The 17,516-nt window shown below is 56.4% G+C and carries 15 protein-coding genes and 2 pseudogenes; 11 read left to right on the forward strand and 6 right to left on the reverse strand.

Annotation, left to right across the window (positions count from 1 at the left end; translation table 11 throughout):
• Positions 1-6 precede the first annotated feature (6 nt).
• Positions 7-459 carry a 50S ribosomal protein L9 gene (rplI, locus tag RZ35_RS01855; protein ID WP_026739200.1) on the forward strand — a complete coding sequence of 151 codons (453 nt, stop codon included), beginning with the start codon at positions 7-9 and terminating at the stop codon, positions 457-459.
• Positions 460-625: 166 nt separating this feature from the next.
• Here the strand turns inward: rplI and RZ35_RS01860 are convergent, their stop codons facing one another.
• Positions 626-1,348: a LysM-like peptidoglycan-binding domain-containing protein gene (locus RZ35_RS01860; RefSeq protein WP_026741782.1), complete on the reverse strand. Its 723-nt coding sequence runs from the start codon at positions 1,346-1,348 to the stop codon at positions 626-628.
• 221 nt (positions 1,349-1,569) lie between these two features.
• Between RZ35_RS01860 and fklB the strand changes: the two genes are divergently transcribed.
• On the forward strand, positions 1,570-2,190 hold the full coding sequence (fklB, locus tag RZ35_RS01865; protein WP_026741783.1) for an FKBP-type peptidyl-prolyl cis-trans isomerase: 621 nt from the start codon (positions 1,570-1,572) through the stop codon (positions 2,188-2,190).
• Positions 2,191-2,269: 79 nt separating this feature from the next.
• On the opposite strand, the pseudogene RZ35_RS17060 reads toward fklB, so the two are convergent.
• Positions 2,270-2,422: pseudogene (locus tag RZ35_RS17060) on the reverse strand (outer membrane protein OmpK); the annotation flags it as partial.
• Here RZ35_RS17060 and RZ35_RS18225 point away from each other — a divergent pair.
• The 4 genes and pseudogenes from RZ35_RS18225 to RZ35_RS01880 form a co-directional block, all read left to right on the forward strand.
• A pseudogene (locus RZ35_RS18225) lies at positions 2,418-2,552 on the forward strand (dipeptide/oligopeptide/nickel ABC transporter ATP-binding protein); the annotation flags it as partial. The pseudogenes RZ35_RS17060 and RZ35_RS18225 sit on opposite strands and share 5 nt — an antisense overlap.
• 278 nt (positions 2,553-2,830) lie before the next feature.
• A complete protein-coding gene (locus RZ35_RS01870; protein WP_455709674.1) occupies positions 2,831-3,139 on the forward strand; it encodes a DUF2502 domain-containing protein in 309 nt (102 codons plus the stop codon).
• Between the two features lie 502 nt (positions 3,140-3,641).
• Entirely contained in the window at positions 3,642-4,382 is a 741-nt protein-coding gene (cysQ, locus tag RZ35_RS01875; protein ID WP_026741784.1) for a 3'(2'),5'-bisphosphate nucleotidase CysQ, read from the forward strand.
• A gap of 429 nt (positions 4,383-4,811) precedes the next feature.
• A complete protein-coding gene (locus RZ35_RS01880; RefSeq protein WP_026739210.1) occupies positions 4,812-5,018 on the forward strand; it encodes a DUF1107 domain-containing protein in 207 nt (68 codons plus the stop codon).
• Positions 5,019-5,222: 204 nt separating this feature from the next.
• On the opposite strand, the gene RZ35_RS01885 is transcribed toward RZ35_RS01880, so the two are convergent.
• Together RZ35_RS01885 and msrA are read right to left on the reverse strand one after the other, a co-directional pair.
• Entirely contained in the window at positions 5,223-6,545 is a 1,323-nt protein-coding gene (locus RZ35_RS01885; RefSeq protein ID WP_026741785.1) for a hemolysin family protein, read from the reverse strand.
• A gap of 232 nt (positions 6,546-6,777) precedes the next feature.
• Positions 6,778-7,419, reverse strand: coding sequence for a peptide-methionine (S)-S-oxide reductase MsrA (gene msrA, locus RZ35_RS01890; RefSeq protein ID WP_026741786.1), 642 nt, complete (start codon positions 7,417-7,419; stop codon positions 6,778-6,780).
• 243 nt (positions 7,420-7,662) lie between these two features.
• Between msrA and tamA the strand changes: the two genes are divergently transcribed.
• The 3 genes from tamA (at position 7,663) to RZ35_RS01905 (ending at position 13,579) form a co-directional block, all read left to right on the forward strand.
• Positions 7,663-9,390 carry an autotransporter assembly complex protein TamA gene (tamA, locus tag RZ35_RS01895; RefSeq protein ID WP_200873739.1) on the forward strand — a complete coding sequence of 576 codons (1,728 nt, stop codon included), beginning with the start codon at positions 7,663-7,665 and terminating at the stop codon, positions 9,388-9,390.
• Positions 9,387-13,229, forward strand: coding sequence for an autotransporter assembly complex protein TamB (gene tamB / locus RZ35_RS01900; protein WP_026741788.1), 3,843 nt, complete (start codon positions 9,387-9,389; stop codon positions 13,227-13,229). Before tamA ends, tamB begins: the two co-directional genes overlap by 4 nt.
• Positions 13,230-13,231: 2 nt before the next feature.
• Positions 13,232-13,579 (forward strand): gamma-glutamylcyclotransferase family protein, encoded by a 348-nt coding sequence (locus RZ35_RS01905; protein ID WP_026741789.1) that lies wholly within the window; start codon positions 13,232-13,234, stop codon positions 13,577-13,579.
• Between the two features lie 326 nt (positions 13,580-13,905).
• Here the strand turns inward: RZ35_RS01905 and ppa are convergent, their stop codons facing one another.
• On the reverse strand, positions 13,906-14,436 hold the full coding sequence (gene ppa, locus RZ35_RS01910; RefSeq protein WP_026741790.1) for an inorganic diphosphatase: 531 nt from the start codon (positions 14,434-14,436) through the stop codon (positions 13,906-13,908).
• 291 nt (positions 14,437-14,727) lie between these two features.
• Here ppa and RZ35_RS01915 point away from each other — a divergent pair, with 291 nt between their 5' ends.
• On the forward strand, positions 14,728-16,314 hold the full coding sequence (locus RZ35_RS01915; protein WP_026741791.1) for a methyl-accepting chemotaxis protein: 1,587 nt from the start codon (positions 14,728-14,730) through the stop codon (positions 16,312-16,314).
• A 54-nt stretch (positions 16,315-16,368) separates the two neighbouring features.
• Here the strand turns inward: RZ35_RS01915 and plsY are convergent, their stop codons facing one another.
• A complete protein-coding gene (gene plsY, locus RZ35_RS01920; protein ID WP_026741792.1) occupies positions 16,369-16,995 on the reverse strand; it encodes a glycerol-3-phosphate 1-O-acyltransferase PlsY in 627 nt (208 codons plus the stop codon).
• 108 nt (positions 16,996-17,103) lie between these two features.
• On the opposite strand from plsY, the gene folB reads away from it, so the two are divergent.
• Entirely contained in the window at positions 17,104-17,457 is a 354-nt protein-coding gene (gene folB / locus RZ35_RS01925) for a bifunctional dihydroneopterin aldolase/7,8-dihydroneopterin epimerase (protein WP_026741793.1), read from the forward strand.
• The last annotated feature ends 59 nt before the right edge of the window (positions 17,458-17,516 follow it).

Here is a 17,516-nt window from a genome sequence, read left to right on the forward strand (position 1 = left end):
AAGGTAATGCAAGTTATTCTGCTTGATAAAGTAGCAAACCTGGGCAGCCTGGGCGACCAGGTAAACGTTAAAGCGGGCTACGCTCGTAACTTCCTGGTTCCGCAGGGCAAAGCTGTGCCGGCAACCAAGAAAAACGTTGAGTTCTTCGAAGCTCGTCGCGCTGAACTGGAAGCCAAACTGGCTGACGTTCTGGCCGCAGCTGAAGCTCGCGCCGCTAAACTGAACGAACTGGCTAACGTCACCATCGCTTCCAAAGCGGGTGATGAAGGTAAACTGTTCGGTTCTATCGGTACTCGTGACATCGCTGATGCGGTTACCGCAGCAGGCGTTGAAGTTGCGAAAAGCGAAGTCCGTCTGCCGGAAGGCGTTCTGCGTACTCTGGGCGAACACGAAGTGAGCTTCCAGGTTCACAGCGACGTTTTCGCTAAGCTGAACGTGGTTATCGTTGCTGAAGCGTAATTTACGCTGACGTTAACGTCGTAAAACGCTGGCCTTGCGCCAGCGTTTTGCATTTCTGGGGGAGGGGAATCGAGTCTGGATCTGTAGTGACAACAGGCACTCTCCGCTGACAGAAAGCGCCCGCTTTCTTAGTATTTATGATTTTTATTCCGTCATCACGCGACGTCTAGCGTGTACGAACAAATGCGCCGTCCGGCTGACGGACGAACTGCACCGTCTGGTTATCCGTCGTATCGATCTCTAATTCCGACACGACGTCCTGCGCATTCAGTCGCAGTCTGACCTTTTGTCCCGCATGAAGGCTGCTCAGAGGTTTGTCGTTGCCTTCGACCTGCGCCATCGCAAACACATCGTTGACCGGCAGATTGTGAGCGCGGAAGAGCTGCGCCAATGTTTGTCCCGCGGCTATCTGATAGTTTTGCCACGGTTTTTCGGCAGCGGCAGGGGGCGCTTCGGGTTGATCCGGCGCGGGGACTGAGTCAGCGCGCGGCGCCGGATCCGCCAACCTGGCCTGCACCGGTGCCGGTTCAGAGGTTAGCGGAACGTTCGTTGGGTTGGCGACGCGAGTGGGCTGCGGGGTTGGAGAATAGGGCCAGAGCAGCACGAGCAGGAGCAACGCCGCCGCAATAAGCAGCCAGCGGCGATGCGGATAGGGCAGCGGTTCCATCCACTGAAACCCGTCCGGCAGATGCCACAGCTGACGCAACAGCAGCGAGATTCGGCCATAAGGATTGCGCCGCGCGGCGGAAGATGCGGACGATCTCCGTGCTGGCGTCTCATCAGCGATGCTGAACGGCCAAGGCCGTCGGCGCCACCAACGTTGGCAGGATTGCCACAGCATACGGGAATCCCAGCGGTTTTTACTTCTCCTGGGCGCGATTCTGCCCATGATGACCTCTCTTGCTACCGTGTAAGGTAAAAACGCCTTGAGTATATCGGTAATCCTTCAAGGATAGCCAGTAAGTCAGCGCGCTTTTGGGGCGGAGTCCACGCTATCGGTCACTAGGTGTGTCAGTGCGCGTCCGGCGGGGCCGGACAGAGAAAATTTTACCCATAAACCTCACGCTGTTATGCTGCACGCTCGCAATTTTTACAGAAAAAGGAACATCAATGACAACGCCTTCTTATGACAGCGTAGAAGCCCAGGCAAGCTACGGCATCGGCCTGCAGATCGGTCAACAGTTACAGGAGTCGGGTCTGGAAGGTCTGCTTCCTGAAGCGCTGGTCGCCGGCCTGCGTGATGCTCTTGACGGACAGGCGCCCGCCGTACCGGTCGACGTCGTTCACCGTGCGCTGCGTGAAGTCCATGAACGTGCGGNCGCGGTGCGCCGCGAACGTCAGCGTGAACTGGCGGTAGAAGGTCAGCGTTTCCTGGAAGAGAATGCGCAGAAAGAAGGCGTGAGCAGCACCGAGTCCGGTCTTCAGTTCCGTGTTCTGACTCAGGGCGAAGGCGGCATTCCCGCCCGTCAGGATCGCGTGCGTGTGCACTACACCGGTCGTCTGATCGACGGTACGGTCTTCGACAGCTCCGTACAGCGCGGCCAGCCGGCGGAATTCCCGGTGAGCGGCGTTATCCCCGGTTGGGTGGAAGCACTGACTCTGATGCCGGTCGGTTCCAAGTGGGAGCTGTATATCCCGCAGGAACTGGCGTATGGCGAACGTGGCGCTGGCGCGTCCATCCCGCCGTTCAGCGCGCTGATTTTCGAAGTCGAGCTGCTGGAAATCCTGTAATTCAGGAAGAGGTCAGACAGTCGACGGGCTGTCTGACATCAAGTTTTATTGCGATGACGCCGAACGTCGACGCGCACTGTTAGAAGTGATACCCCACCATGACGTAATACCCCCATCCTGTTGATTTGACTGGCCCCTGCGGCGTTCCAATTTCTGCGCCATCCTGCCACTGTCCGCCGTGATGGAAATAGCGCGCAACGAGAGCGTAGTGCCAGTGGTCGTAGCCGCGCGCATTGCTAAGCTCATTGCCGTCGATGGATCCCGGCGCGCGAACTCAGCAAGCGCCGCTGAGCGGCGATCCGCCCAGCCCGCTCCGGCCGCCGTCTCATACCCGCTGTCCGCATGCTGAAGCGGTGTGCGCGTAGCGAAAACCTATCATGTCCTCCTGCGGCGACGGAACATCAGGTGTTTTGTCACCACTGGCAGGCGTGATGAACGAATTTTGCTCGACTCTGTATGGCCTGACGACCTTTTTGTGGCAGGAAATGCTGGTGTAAGCTTAATAACAGGAAATTAGCCTTTTTCCGATAGAGCGCTGGGGGGAATCCCCGTATACCGTTGGCATACGCCGCATCGCGGCTATGCAGAGGGTATAACGATGATTAAACCGCTGTGGTTCGCTGCCGTTTTGGCAAGCGTGATGTATACGGCGCCCGCCGCGCAAGCCGACAGCCTGAGCCTGTCTCTGCCGGGGGTGCAACTGCACATTGGCGATCGCGACAGACGAGGTTACTACTGGGATGGCCGCTACTGGCGCGATCCTGATTATTGGCGTGAGCGTCACCACTACCACAGGCCACCACCGCCNCCGCGTCATTACTATGAGCCGCCGCCGAGAGTGATTGTCGTGCAGCCGCCGCCGCGGGTTTATCGGGAGGATCGCCACCACCGTGGCCCTGACTGGGACCGTGGACGTCGTCACCATCGGGACGATGACCGTCGCCGGTGATCACTATTCAAGCGGAGGGCGAACACATCCCGCCATGCCGTCCGGCCTGACCAGCCATTAACGAACCTCAAGGGATGCCAGCAGTTGCGGTATCCCTTGTCATTTCCGGCCTTAAAGCCTACCCCAGACACTGGCGGAGCGAGTCTTGAATATCACTGAAATAGCGATGACCCACAACGTTGTCTAAATCTCGGCGTGTACTTTGCTGTCATTCTGATGGTGAGCACGGCAATGTCTTCGAGAGTTCTCTTGTATGACGTCGCCAGACGTGAATGTCTTCCTCACCCCCGTCCTCGCCGGTGTCTTATGATGAGGTGTCTTTGCGAGGTGGTAGTGAAGGGCATATCCCATATAATCATGATGAACAGATGAAGTATCATCCCTGAAGATGATGGGCGTGTGGAAGCGGCCCTGGCCTGTAGGATCATGGCCGGTCCATCCCTTTTCAGCGTTATCCTACGGGGCGTCAGGCGGCCTCGACAACCGGTAGAGAGGAGACATCATGCTAGAACATATTTGCCAGCTAGCGCGTGAGGCGGGTGATGCCATCATGCAAATCTATGAGGGACAGGAACCGGTTGAGGTCAGACATAAGCAGGATGACTCGCCGGTAACCGCCGCCGATATCGCCGCGCACAAAGTCATTGCCCACGGGCTGACGGCGGCCTATCCGATGATCCCTTTGTTGTCTGAAGAGGACCCGCCGCCGTGGTCCGAACGCCAGCACTGGCAGCGTTATTGGCTGGTGGATCCGCTGGACGGGACGAAAGAGTTTATTGGTCGCAACGGTGAATTCACCGTCAATATCGCGTTGATCGAAGACGGTAAACCGGTGCTGGGTGTGGTCTATGTGCCGGTGACCGGCGTGATGTACGCCGCAGCGGAGGGCAAAGCCTGGAAAGAGGAGTGTGGCGTCCGTCTGCCGATCCAGGTGCAGGACGCTCGTCCGCCGCTGGTTGTGGTCAGCCGTTCCCATGCGGACGCGGAACTGCAGGACTACCTCGCCCAGTTAGGCGATCATCAAACTGTCGCTATCGGTTCATCGTTGAAATTCTGCCTGGTGGCGGAAGGAAAAGCGCAGCTTTATCCGCGTTTCGGGCCTACCAGCGTATGGGATACGGCCGCAGGGCATGCTGTAGCGCTGGCGGCGGGCGCGCAGGTCAATGACTGGAAAGGGCAGCCGCTGTCTTATTTTCCAAGCGAATCGTTCCTGAATCCCGGATTTCGCGTTTCCCTATATTAATCCCGCCTAAGGGTTCTCCGGGCCGGTGTGCCGGGTCCGGAGCCTTTCAAAGGCTGTTCACGCCATCTCTCACATTACGAACGTTAAAGTTTTATGAGGATTGTCCGAAACCTCTATGTGCTGTCGTTATTCTGTCATAGAAAGACGGTATAACACCGCACAGGAAAATGAACAGGCTGAAGTGGCGAAAGACGTCTCTCGTCAATACTGTTCTGTATCACCCTGGTATTTGAAGGTTTATTCTGATTTATCAAATTTTGCGTTTTTCTGTTCCGTAAACTAATGTAAAAGCGATAAATAATGCTGGCTTATAGGGAACTTCCCATTAAATATCGACCCTAAATGTAGGATAAAGCTTGGTGTGTCATACACCCTGTGCCGGGTTGGTGGCAGGAGACGCACTTTTGGAACAACGTAAGGAGAGGATGTATGAGGATCTTCGAACGCTATAATCCCTTTAAAGTCGCTAAATACGTTAAGACCTTGTTTCGCGGACGGTTGTACATCAAAGGGGTTGGTGCTTTTGAGTTTGACTACGGCAAGATTTTACTGCCGAAAAAGAAAGACAAGCAGCATCTTGAAGTCATGTCTGAAGTCAACCGTCAGGTTATGAAACTGCAGTCAGAGCTGGCTTAACGCCGACTGCCGCCCTCGCGATAGGATGTTGGAAACGACGGACCGGACTGTTGCGACACATGCAAAAAATTGATGTGTAATGTGTGAAAAGAACAGATTCGGATCCGCGCCGGTATGAGGGGCATCGATAAGTTATGCGGTTATCCAACGTCAAAAAAGGCCCATAAACGGGCCTTTTTTAATGAGTGAAAGGCAGCCTTACGGCTACACGATGCTGACATCCGGGCCAGCGCTTCCCGCCGGTTTGTCCTCCAGTCGGGTTACCAGGAGCTGGTCTATCTTGTAGCTGTCGATATCCACCACTTCGAACTTGTAGCCAGCGAAACGCACGAAATCGGTCCGCTTGGGAATTTTACGCAGGGTGTACATCATGAAACCGCCGATGGTTTCGTAGTTGCCGGAGTGGGGGAAGTCGTCGATATTCAGCACACGCATCACGTCGTCGATCGGCGTACCGCCCTCAATCAGCCAGGAGTTGGCGTCACGAGCGACGATCTGCTCTTCCAGTCCCTGTCCCACCAAGTCGCCCATCAGCGTTGTCATTACGTCGTTGAGGGTGATGATGCCGACCACCAGCGCATATTCATTCAGAATCACCGCGAAGTCTTCGCCCGCCGTCTTGAAGCTTTCCAGCGCTTCGGACAGCGTCAGCGTATCCGGTACGATCAGCGCTGGGCGAATTTGTACGCCGCTGGTCAGTTCCAGGCTCTGATTGCCCAGAACTCGGTTCAGCAGGTCTTTGGAGTCGACGTAGCCTACGATCTGATCGATATGGCCGTCGCAAACCAGGAATTTGGAATGCGGTTGCTGGGCGATTTTCTGCTTGATGCTTTCTTCGTCCGCATGCAGGTCGAAGAACACCACGCTCTCACGAGAGGTCATGGAGGACGGGACGGTGCGGGATTCCAGCTCGAACACGTTTTCGATCAGCTCATGTTCCTGCTTGCGCAACACACCAGCCAACGCGCCTGCTTCCACCACCGCGTAGATGTCGTCCGACGTAATGTCGTCCTTACGCACCATCGGCAGCTTGAGCATCCGGAAAATCATGTTCGCCAGACCATTAAACAGCCATACCAGCGGCCGGAATATCAACAAGCAGAAGCGCATGGGGTTGATGATCCGAACGGCAACCGTTTCGGGGGCGATCATGCCTATGCGTTTCGGCGTCAAATCGCCAAGCAGAATAAACAGGCTGGTAACCAGCACAAAGGAGCAAATAAAGCTGACGCGCTCGGCCATTTCCGGCGACATCACATTATCGAAAAGCATAGTAAAGTAGGGGGAGAAGGCGGCGTCGCCGACGACACCGGCGAGAATGGCTACGGCGTTGACGCCGATCTGAATGACGGTAAAGAAAATACCGGGCGTCTCCTGGAGCTTCATCACGCGTTCGGCGTTCTGGTTGCCCTCGTCCGCCATGAGTTTGAGCTTTATTTTGCGCGATGCAGCCAGGGAAATTTCAGATACGGAGAAAAATGCGCTAACGGCGATAAGAAAAATAATTAATAACAAACTGTTTAACATAGTTTTTTCGCTTTGCCTCAATAGACAGGGCGATCCTCAGGAAGGAAAATAATCATGAACCAACGGCAGGGAGCCGTGGACAAGGCCGATTATCAGCCTCATGCCGGCGGCATTATAGCAGGAGCGGTCAAAGAACCGCCAGCACTGGCGTGAGGCGATCTGCAGGCCGTTAAAATGGCGTTTCAAAAAGGAAAAAACGCCGTCGTTTTTAACGCGACGGCGTTCAGTAAAATTAGCGCTGCGGCGGTAAACAAACGCCGATGCCGCCTAGCCCGCAATACCCTTCCGGATTTTTGTACAGATACTGCTGATGCTCTTCTTCCGCATAGTAAAACGGACCGGCCTCTGCGATTTCGGTGGAGACCGTTCGCTTATCGCCCGCGGCTGCCATTGCCTGCTGGAAGCGCTGTCGGCTCTCTATCGCCGCATGTTCATGCTGTGCCGTCAGTGTGTAGATCGCTGAACGGTATTGCGTGCCGACATCACCCCCTTGTCGCATCCCCTGAGCCGGATCATGATTTTCCCAGAAGATTTGCAGCAGCTTCTCGTAGCTGATGACCGCCGGGTCGAACACCACCCGTACTACTTCTGCATGACCGGTTTTACCGGTACAGACTTCCCGATAGGTGGGGTTCGGCGTATAGCCGCCGCTGTAGCCAGCTGCCGTACTGTAGACGCCCGCTTGTTCCCAGAACAGGCGTTCTACGCCCCAGAAACAGCCCATCGCGAAAATGGCGACGTGCATTCCCTCCGGGACATGCGTCATCGAGTGCTGATTGACCACATGGAGCCGGGCGACAGGCATCGGCGTTGACCGACCAGGCAGCGCGTCGGACTGGCTTATCGACTGCGTTTTATCAAAAAGTAAGACCACGTTTAGCTCCCATTGACGGTTTGAATCATCGTTATCGGTTACGGTTCCGGGAATTTCCGGGCGGGATAAAAGGGTGTGCGAGTCAGTTTCCCCTTGTATACACTATATTTTAGGCTTTACCGGCTAATATCTATGGCTAAAGAGAAACAATTTAATTCTATAGGGTGATCAGGGAGCGCAGTGGCGATTTTTACATTGAAGAGGAATTTTTATCGTACCGGCGGCATCCGCTTATGCCGTGCGATAGGGGTGTGCGGATTACTGCTGGCGAGTGCGTCTGTTGGCGCCGCTTCCAATGTCCGTTTGCAGGTGACAGGGCTGACGGGCGAACTGCAAAAGAACGTCCGGGCGCAGCTGTCTACCATTACCGCCGACGAAGTCAGCGCCGATGGACGTTTCCGGTCCCGCGTCAACAATGCCATCCGGCAAGGTTTGCGGGCGCTTGGCTACTACGATCCTGACATCGACTTTCAGTTCTTACCGGCGGTCAACGGAGGCCGACCGGTGCTGAGGGTCAACGTGTCGCCGGGAGAACCCGTAAAAATCGCCGGTGTCGATGTCGCCATTGAAGGGTATGCTCGCAATGATGAGGATTTCCTGAAGCTGCGGAAAGAAAAAGCGCCGGCGCTGGGTACGGTTCTCAATCACGGCGACTATGACGATTTTAAAAGCGAGCTGAATACACTCGCCGTCAGCAAAGGCTACTTCGACGCACATTTTCTCAAAAGCCAACTGGGGGTGATGGACTCGACTCATCAAGCCTTCTGGGACATCGACTACGACAGCGGCGATCGCTACCGCTTCGGCGCGTTGAGCATTGAAGGATCGCAGATCCGCGAAGAGTATGTTCGCGCGCTGCTGCCTTTCCATGAAGGTGATTATTATACCTCTGAACAGCTGGGCGAATTCAACCGCCGACTGTCATCCACCGGATGGTTCAATTCCGTGGTGGTTTCCCCCGATCTGCAACGGGGAAGAGAAAACAAAAATAAAGAGCTGCCGATGGAGGCGGTGCTGTCTCCACGTACCCATAACACGGTGGAAACCGGGGTCGGCTACGCCACAGACGTCGGTCCGCGCCTAAAAACAACCTGGAATAAACCCTGGGTTAACTCCAGCGGCCACAGCCTGCAAAGCAGCTTCAGCGTTTCGGCGCCGGAGCAGCAACTGGATCTAAGCTATAAAATCCCGCTACTCGCCAACCCGCTGGAGCAGTATTACTTGCTGCAAGGCGGTTTCAAGCGTGAAGACCTCAATGATACCAAGGCGGATTCCACCACCCTGAACGTGGCCCGCTACTGGAACTACTCAAGCGGCTGGCAGCGCTCGGTCAACCTGCGCTGGAGTCTGGATCACTTTACTCAGGGGTCGGTGACTGATACGACGATGCTGCTCTACCCCGGTTTCAACGTGAACCGCACCCGTCAGCGGGGCGGGTTGATGCCGACTTGGGGAGATTCGCAAAGCTACTCCATCGACGTTTCCAATACCGCCTGGGGATCCGATATCGACTTCTCCGTCTTCCAGGCGCAGAACGTCTGGATCCGTACATGGGAAGAGAAACACCGATTCGTCGTGCGCGGCAACTTGGGTTGGATTGAAACCGGCAGTTTCTCACGCGTGCCGCCGTCCCTGCGCTTCTTTGCCGGCGGCGATCGCAGCATTCGCGGCTACAAATACAAATCCATTTCTCCCCGAGACGGCGACGATAAGCTGACCGGGGCCTCCCGACTGGCGACTGGCTCGCTTGAATATCAATATAACATTACCGGCAAGNGGTGGGGCGCGGCGTTCATCGACAGCGGCGAGGCGGTTAATGACTTTAAGCAGAGCGACATTAAAACCGGGGCGGGGGTCGGCGTCCGTTGGGCGTCCCCTGTCGGGCCAATCAAGCTGGATATCGCACGACCTGTCGGCGATCCGGAAAAACACGGTTTACAGTTCTACATTGGTTTGGGGCCTGAACTATGAGTATGTTGAAAAAAATCGGGATCGGCCTCATTGCCGTATTATTAGCGCTGCTCGTGGCGCTGACGCTCCTGGTGACGACAACGCCAGGGCTGCATTTTATGCTGAACTCGGCCACACGCTGGGTGCCGGGATTAGCCATCGGGAAAGTGGACGGCGGCTGGCGCGACCTGACGTTGCAGGACTTCAGCTATCAGATGCCGGGCGNGACGGNGAAGGCGACCCGCCTGCATCTGGCTCTGACTCCGAGCTGTCTGTGGCACAGTAAGCTGTGTATCAACGACCTGTCGTTGCAGGGGCTAGACGTGGTGGTGGACACAAAAGCCATGCCGCCTGCCTCTCAGGAGACGACGACCGCCAGCGAGCCGATCACGGAGATCTCCACGCCGCTGACGCTCGACCTGCAACATTTCAGCCTGCAAAACACCCGTGTGACGGTGGACGACACCGCCCTGTCGCTGGCGGAGTTTCAAACCGGTATGTTTTGGCAGGGGCGGTCGCTGACGCTCCAGCCTACTCGTATCATCTCTTTGCTGGTCGCGTTGCCTAAAACCCCGGTGGGGCTGGCCGTTAAAGATGACGTGACGGCGGGCGACGTCGCGCAGACGCTGCCGCAGGTGGCTAAAGCCTCTCAGGATAAGGACGTGAAGGACGCGGCGAAGGAGAAAGCGCCCGCCGAACCGCCGTTAGGCGAACGGCTGCAGGCGATGTTCGCCAAACCGCTGCTGAATGATATGCCGGCCATCACCCTGCCGCTCGACGTTACCATCACGGATATCACCGGCGAGCAGCTGCGTGTCACCGGCGATCAGGACGTGACCGTCAACCGTCTGCAACTCCAGGCCTCGACGCTGAAACAGGCGGTGACGCTACAGCGGTTCAGCGTGCAGTCTCCGCAGGGATCGCTGTTCGCCAACGGCGCGGCGACGCTCAACGGCGACTGGCCGGTGACCTTTAACGCCAACGGCGCGCTCAATATCGACCCGTTGAAGGGAGAGCGCCTGAAGCTCACGATTGACGGCGCTTTGCGACAGCAGCTGAAACTGGCGATGAATCTCTCCGGCCCGCAGCGCGCGCAGCTGAATATCGATACGGCGCTGGCCGAGCAGGGGCTGCCGTTGACGCTGAAGCTGCAAAGTTCCCAACTGCGCTGGCCGATGACGGGCACCGCGCAGTATCAGATGAACAATTTGCAGGTGAATTTCGGCGGTAAAGCGACGGACTATGCGCTTAACGTGAAGGGGGATATCCGCGGCAGCGCCGTTCCGCCCGCTTCGCTGCGGGTAGAAGGGAAGGGCGACTTGCAGCAGTTCGAGCTGGCGCACCTGCGCCTCGACGCGTTCGAAGGCTACAGCGACATCACCGCGAAAGTCGATTGGCGCGATGCCATCAACTGGAGCAGCGCGCTGACCATCAGCGGGATCAATACGGGCCGACAGTGGGCTGACTGGCCGCTACGTCTTAACGGCATCATCAAGGCTAATGGGAAAGNGGTGTCCGGCAGCGACTGGCAAGTACAGGTGCCTCAGTTGCAGATGGACGGCAGCATACGCCGGAACAAGCTGACGGCGAAAGGTTCGCTGAGAGGTAATGCGGCAGGGCTATGGAACGTGCCTGGACTGAATCTGGCGCTCGGCCGCAACCAGATCAACGTCAAGGGGAAACTGGACGATCGCTGGCAGCTGTTGGCCGATATCAATGCGCCGGAGCTAAATGGCATGCTGCCTGGTCTGGGCGGGCATATCCTCGGAAATCTCCACCTGGACGGCCGTCGGGACGCGCCTCAGGTACGCGCCGACTTAACGGCATCTTCGCTGCGTTGGCAGGATCTGCGGATCCAGCGTATCGATCTGAAAAGCGATGTCCGCACAGACCAGCAGATCCAGGGGACGCTGGCGCTTAAGGTGGCCCAGCTCACGCAGGGTTCGCTGAAGGTCAGCTCGGTTGATCTGGAAGCGGGCGGCAACGAAACCAAACATCAGCTTCAGCTCACGGTGAAAGGCGAGCCGGTTTCCGGCCAGCTTGCGCTGAACGGTAGCTTCGACCGCGCTCAGGAACGCTGGCGCGGGACGCTGAACCATACCCGTTTTGACACGCCGGTCGGCGAGTGGCGGCTGACGCAAGCCATGTCGCTGGACTATCTGGCGGCGGCGCAGAAAATCACCGTCGGCACCCACTGTTGGGTGAATCCGCATGCCGAAGTGTGTGTGCCTAAGCCGATTGAGGCCGGCCCCAGCGGACATGCCAGCGTGCGGCTTAATCGCTTCGATCTGGCGATGCTCGAACCGTTCCTGAGTGAAGACACCGTGCTGACCGGGCGGTTCTCCGGCGATGCCGATGTGAGCTGGCAGGCAAGCGGCGGACTGCCGCAGGCCAAAGTCACGCTGAATGGCGACGGTGTGAGCGTGCGTCAACAGATGCAGGGGGGCGCGTTGCCGGTCGTGTTTGACACGCTGACGCTGAATGCCGGTCTTGACCGCGGTCAGGCTAAAATCGGCTGGCGGATGGCGATCCGCGGCAACGGCCGTCTGAACGGGGNCGTGCTGATTAGCGATCCGCAGCAGCGCCGCAACCTGAGCGGTACGGTCACCATCGATACGCTGTCGCTGGATATGCTCAACCCGGCCTTGCAGCAGGGCGAGAAGGCTGCCGGCATTCTGAACGCCAATCTGCGGCTGGGCGGCAACGTCGAGCGACCGCAGCTCTTTGGGCAGATGGTGCTGGAAAAACTGGATATCGACGGCAACTGGATGCCGGTCGATCTGAAGAATGGCCGCCTTGCGGTGTACTTCAATGGGATGTCCTCCACGCTGCAAGGGTTCCTCAAGACCACGCAAGGGCAGGTCAACTTGGCTGGGGGGGCCGACTGGTCGCAACCGGACGCCTGGCGAGCGCGCGTTGCCGTGAAAGGCGATCGTATGCGAGTGACGGTGCCGCCAATGGTACGTCTGGATGTGTCGCCCGATATCGTTTTCGAAGCCACGCCGCAGTTGCTGGCGCTAAATGGGTCGGTGAATATCCCGTGGGCGCGCATCGTAGTACATGACTTGCCAGCCAGTTCAGTCGGCGTCTCATCTGATGAAGTCATGCTGAATGAGGAAGGGAAACCGACGCAGGAGAAATCGACCTCGATTCCAATCAACAGCAATTTGACCATCCATATCGGAGATGACGTCAAACTCGACGCCTACGGCCTGACCGCCAATCTGGCGGGCGATTTAAAGGTGGCGCAGGATGAGCGTGGTTTAGGCCTTAATGGTCAAATCAATATTCCCAGCGGACGATTCAAGGCGTATGGTCAGGATCTGCAGGTTCGCAAAGGTCAGCTGTTATTCGCGGGTCCGCCGGGACAGCCGATGCTGAATATTGAGGCGATTCGTAACCCTGACAACACCGAAGATGATGTCACGGTAGGGATTCGCGTCACCGGCTCCGCCTCGGCGCCCAAGTTGGAGGTTTTCTCCGATCCGACTATGTCGCAGCAGGAAGCATTGTCCTATCTGCTACGCGGTCAGGGACTGGATAGCAGCGGAACCGATAGCTCAATGATGACCTCAGCATTGATCGGTCTGGGGGTTGCGCAGACAGGTCAAGTTGTGGGTAAAATCGGCGAGGCTTTTGGCGTAAGCAATTTAGCTCTGGACACACAGGGCGCTGGCGACAATTCGCAAGTCGTTGTCAGCGGTTACGTCGCGCCGGGCCTGCAAGTCAAATATGGCGTTGGCATATTTGATTCACTGGCAACGTTAACGCTGCGTTATCGTTTAATGCCGAAACTATATCTGGAGGCGGTGTCTGGCGTCAGTCAGGCATTAGATGTGCTCTATCAGTTCGAGTTTTAGCGATGCGAATTATTGTCTATGGCAGTTTACGACGCAAACAGGGAAATAGTCATTGGATGACCCATGCGCAATGGTTAGGCGACCATCAGCTCGAAGGCTATGAGTTGTATGACTTGGGTCACTATCCGGCGGCAGTGGCGGGTGAAGGGGCTGTCTACGGCGAAGTCTATCGCATTAGTTCCTCCATCCTGACCGAGTTGGATGCTTTAAAACGAGACGGTGGCGAATATCAGCGCAAGCTGATTTTCACCCCCTACGGGAGCGCCTGGATTTATCTTTATCAGCGCCCCGTGACCGGTCTGCGGCGCATCAGTAGCGGCGACTGGTCTAAACGCGACGACGAAGCGTAACGGCCTTTCATCGTTCTGCTACCCCGACATGCGGCGCTTTGCTCATGACGGGGGAGGCGTAAAAACCGGGAAATCGTTTTTCATTCTGCTTCAGTAAATAAAAAACACCGTCAGTGGCGGTGTTTTTTTTTATGCCTATCGTCAGGGAATGCCTCTCCATTTTTCCTTCCTTACCGTCAATGCGCGCGATCGCGAAAGGGCGTGGGGGGAGAAAAACGGGCGGCGTTTAAATGCCAAGGGGGCTGAGACATTAAGCCTCAGCCCCCTTGCAGGGACAGGTCATGCGCTGCCGGGAACGTCTTCCCACTGCGCCGTCACCGTCGGGATTACTTGTTTTTGGCGCGTTCGAAAGAAGCAACGATTTCCGCTTTAGCGGCTTCAGCGTTGTCCCAGCCTTCCACTTTCACCCNCTTGCCTTTTTCCAGATCTTTGTAGTGTTCAAAGAAATGGCCGATCTGCGCACGCAGCAGTTCAGGCAGGTCGTTCACATCCTGAATGTGCTCGTACTCTTTGCTCAGTTTACTGTGCGGTACGGCAACCACCTTGGCATCTTCACCGGATTCGTCGGTCATTTTCAGCACGCCGACCGGACGGCAGCGGATCACTGAGCCTGGCTGCAGCGGGTACGGGGTTGGAACCAGTACGTCGACCGGATCGCCATCCAGAGACAGGGTGTGGTTGATGTAACCGTAGTTGCACGGGTAGAACATCGCCGTAGACATAAAGCGGTCGACAAACAGCGCGCCAGTTTCTTTGTCTACTTCATATTTGATGGGATCGGAATTCGCGGGAATTTCGATGACTACATAAATATCTTCCGGAAGCGATTTGCCTGCCGGCACCGTATTCAAGCTCATGTCGGTTTCCTTCTCTTTCAAACCAGAAATGGAGTGGCGGTCATTATAGCCAACTCGTCGTGAAAGTCGCGGTTTTTAGCAGTCCGGACGTCGGTCCGACGTGCCGCGGGACCCAGGCTGCTTCAGCCGGGGGCTTACGTCATAGTGGCGGTTAATAGCAAGCTAACCATGACCAATATAATAATTAATATAATTGAAGAGTAAGGGTGATGTTCCGATAAAAAGGGGGCTTCTTTAATGAGATTTATCTATTTTTTATGGCTTTTTCATTAAGTTAAGAGGGATTTTGGGATGTTGAAAAATATCACGGTGAAGTCCAGCCTGATTGTGTTGTTGAGCGTCATGGTATTACTGCTGCTTTTGGTCAGCGGTATCGGCGCTAATGCCATCAGCCAGGGAAATGCTTCGTTAAGCTCGATCGATAAAATACAGGGGAAAGAACTGGGGACGCTGGCGGCAAGCTATACGGCGACGTTGCGAGCCCGCACCACCGCCTATCAGGCCGCACGGCAAATGGATGAGGGCAACGTCACTCGGGCGAAAGAAACGCTGTCGCGCGTTGAAAGTTATCTGGATCGTTCTCGCAAGGATATGGATGAGTTTTTGGCATACGGCACGGTGACCGCCAAAGGGGCCGTTCTGGCCGAGCAGATCAAAACCAGCTATGAAAGTTACCGTAATCTGGGCATCAACCCGATGATGGATGCGTTAAAAAAAGGCGATACCAACGAGTTCTACAAAATCACACAAGACGTTGTGGTGCCTTATAGCATGGCCATGGATAAAGCCATCAACGACTTTCGCGTCTTCGCCGTCATGGTGGGAGATAATCTGCTGACCAAAGCCGAAGAGCTGGCGTTGAGCCGCCTGTCGATTATCGGCCTTTCCTGCGTGCTGACGCTGTTGCTGTCCGGCGTGGCTTGGGTCGTGATCAAGCGTCTAATCCTGCAGCCGTTNAATCGCTCTGTCTATCAGTTGGAAGTCATTGCTGGCGGCGATCTGTCCCAGCACATTGAAGACGGCGGCAAGAATGAAATCGGCCGCCTGATTCAGGCGATGAAGATGATGCAGGACGCGTTGGCGAATGCCGTCGGGCGAGTGCGCGATGCGGGGAGTCACATTGAGATCGGCACGCGAGAGCTGTCCGCCGGCAACGTCAATCTGGCGGAGCGCACCGAGGAGTCAGCGGCGTCATTGGAGCAGACCGCCGCCAGCATGGAACAGCTGTCCTCTACGGTGAAACTGAATGCGGAAAGCGCCGACCAGGCCTATCTGCTGTCGCAGAACGTGGCCGATATCGCCGACAAGGGCAGCGACGCCGTTCGTCGGATGCTGGAAAAAATGGAGCTGATCTCCCAGAGTACGGCAAGCGTGGCGGATATCCTGGCCATGATCGATGGTATCGCTTTCCAGACCAACATACTGGCGCTGAATGCGGCGGTTGAAGCAGCGCGTGCAGGCGAGCAGGGACGCGGCTTCGCCGTGGTGGCCGGCGAGGTCCGTAGTCTGGCCCAGCGCAGCGCGCAGTCTGCCAAAGAGATCAAAACGCTATTGGAAGATTCGCAGGTACAGGTGCGTGAAGGCACGGAAATCGCCCAGGTCGCTGGTGACACCATGAAGGACGTTTCGTCCGCCGTGGTGCAGGTCACGACGCTAATGGGCGAGATTTCCACCGCGACCCGTGAGCAAAGCAACGGCATCGATCAGGTTAATACCGCCGTTTCGCAGATGGATAGCGTGGCGCAGCAGAATGCCTCACTGGTGGAGGAGTCGGCTTCTGCGACGCGTTCGCTGGAAGAACAGGCGATGGAACTGGCGGCCAGTATGGCGCTGTTTAAGCTAGGCAATGAGCCGTCGGCCGCGATTGCCCGCAGCTAACCGGCACTCAGGCGGCGCCGCGTGTCAGCGGCGTCGTCAACAAAGCGATGCGGGTTATTTTTGTTCAGAAGAGGATGAAGAAGCTTTCCTGCGTCGTTTTTTCCAGATTTTGGCTTCCTGACCGCGCCATAAACGCTGAATGTTGTCGTGGTGGCGGACCAGAATCAGGCAGGAGAGCATGGCGACAGGGAAGGTCAACTGGGGTTTAAACCACCAGACGTAAAACGGCGCGATGAGCGCACTCACAATAGCGCCGAGCGACGAATACCCGCTGAGGAGCACGGTCAACAGCCACGTCCCCGTCATCAATCCCGTCAAGTCCCAGCCGATAGGCGCGATGGCGCCGAACGCCGTCGCCACCCCTTTACCGCCGTGGAAGCGAAAGAACAGTGGGTAGATATGGCCCAGACAGGCGGCGATGGCGATCAAACCGAGATAAAAAGGGGCGACGCCCAGCTCATAAGCGCCCCACACCGGCAGCATTCCTTTGAGAATATCGAAGAGCAGTACGGCAGCTGCGGCTCCTTTACCGCCGACGCGCAACACGTTGGTGGCACCCGGGTTTCCCGAACCGTTTTCGCGTGGGTCTGGCAATCCGGCGATCCTACAGACCAGAATCGCACTGGAAATCGAGCCGCACAGATACGCGAGGATAATCATTCCCAGCGCGGTAGCACTCATAATATGCGTCCGTCTAATAAAGGTCGTTTTAATATTAGCATCCAAGGATAATACGCATATTCCGCCGGAAGTGGTATCCGGCAGCCGCAAAAACAGAGGGTAAGGGTAATGGATATCGTATTTATCGAAGAACTTAGCGTGATTACCACGATCGGCGTTTACGACTGGGAGCAGACCATCCAGCAGAAGCTGGTGTTTGATATTGAAATGGGATGGGACAACCGCGCCGCCGCCGCCAGCGATGACGTCAAAGATTGTCTAAGCTATGCGGATGTCAGCGAGGCGGTGATTGAACTGGTTTCCACACAGCGGTTCGCGCTGGTTGAACGCGTGGCCGAAGATGTGGTCCAAACGCTGATGAAACGATTCGGGATACCGTGGATGCGTCTCAAAGTCAGCAAACCGGGGGCAGTCGCTCAGGCTCGCGCGGTCGGCGTGGTGATCGAGCGAGGGATGAGATAATTCCGGTATGTCATGATTAGAGACCCTTCCTAAGGTCATTAACTCGTAATCTCATTATT

Source organism: Lonsdalea quercina subsp. quercina (genome assembly GCF_000688655.1).
In the GTDB taxonomy this organism is placed as follows: Bacteria; Pseudomonadota; Gammaproteobacteria; order Enterobacterales; family Enterobacteriaceae; genus Lonsdalea; species Lonsdalea quercina.

Bases quoted from the DNA above. Each gene is read 5' to 3' on its own strand.
- rplI (WP_026739200.1), top strand. From the start codon at position 7: ATGCAAGTTATTCTGCTTGATAAAGTAGCAAACCTGGGCAGCCTGGGC.
- RZ35_RS01860 (WP_026741782.1), bottom strand. From the start codon at position 1,348: ATGGGCAGAATCGCGCCCAGGAGAAGTAAAAACCGCTGGGATTCCCGT.
- cysQ (WP_026741784.1), top strand. From the start codon at position 3,642: ATGCTAGAACATATTTGCCAGCTAGCGCGTGAGGCGGGTGATGCCATC.
- RZ35_RS01880 (WP_026739210.1), top strand. From the start codon at position 4,812: ATGAGGATCTTCGAACGCTATAATCCCTTTAAAGTCGCTAAATACGTT.
- RZ35_RS01885 (WP_026741785.1), bottom strand. From the start codon at position 6,545: ATGTTAAACAGTTTGTTATTAATTATTTTTCTTATCGCCGTTAGCGCA.
- RZ35_RS01905 (WP_026741789.1), top strand. From the start codon at position 13,232: ATGCGAATTATTGTCTATGGCAGTTTACGACGCAAACAGGGAAATAGT.
- plsY (WP_026741792.1), bottom strand. From the start codon at position 16,995: ATGAGTGCTACCGCGCTGGGAATGATTATCCTCGCGTATCTGTGCGGC.
- folB (WP_026741793.1), top strand. From the start codon at position 17,104: ATGGATATCGTATTTATCGAAGAACTTAGCGTGATTACCACGATCGGC.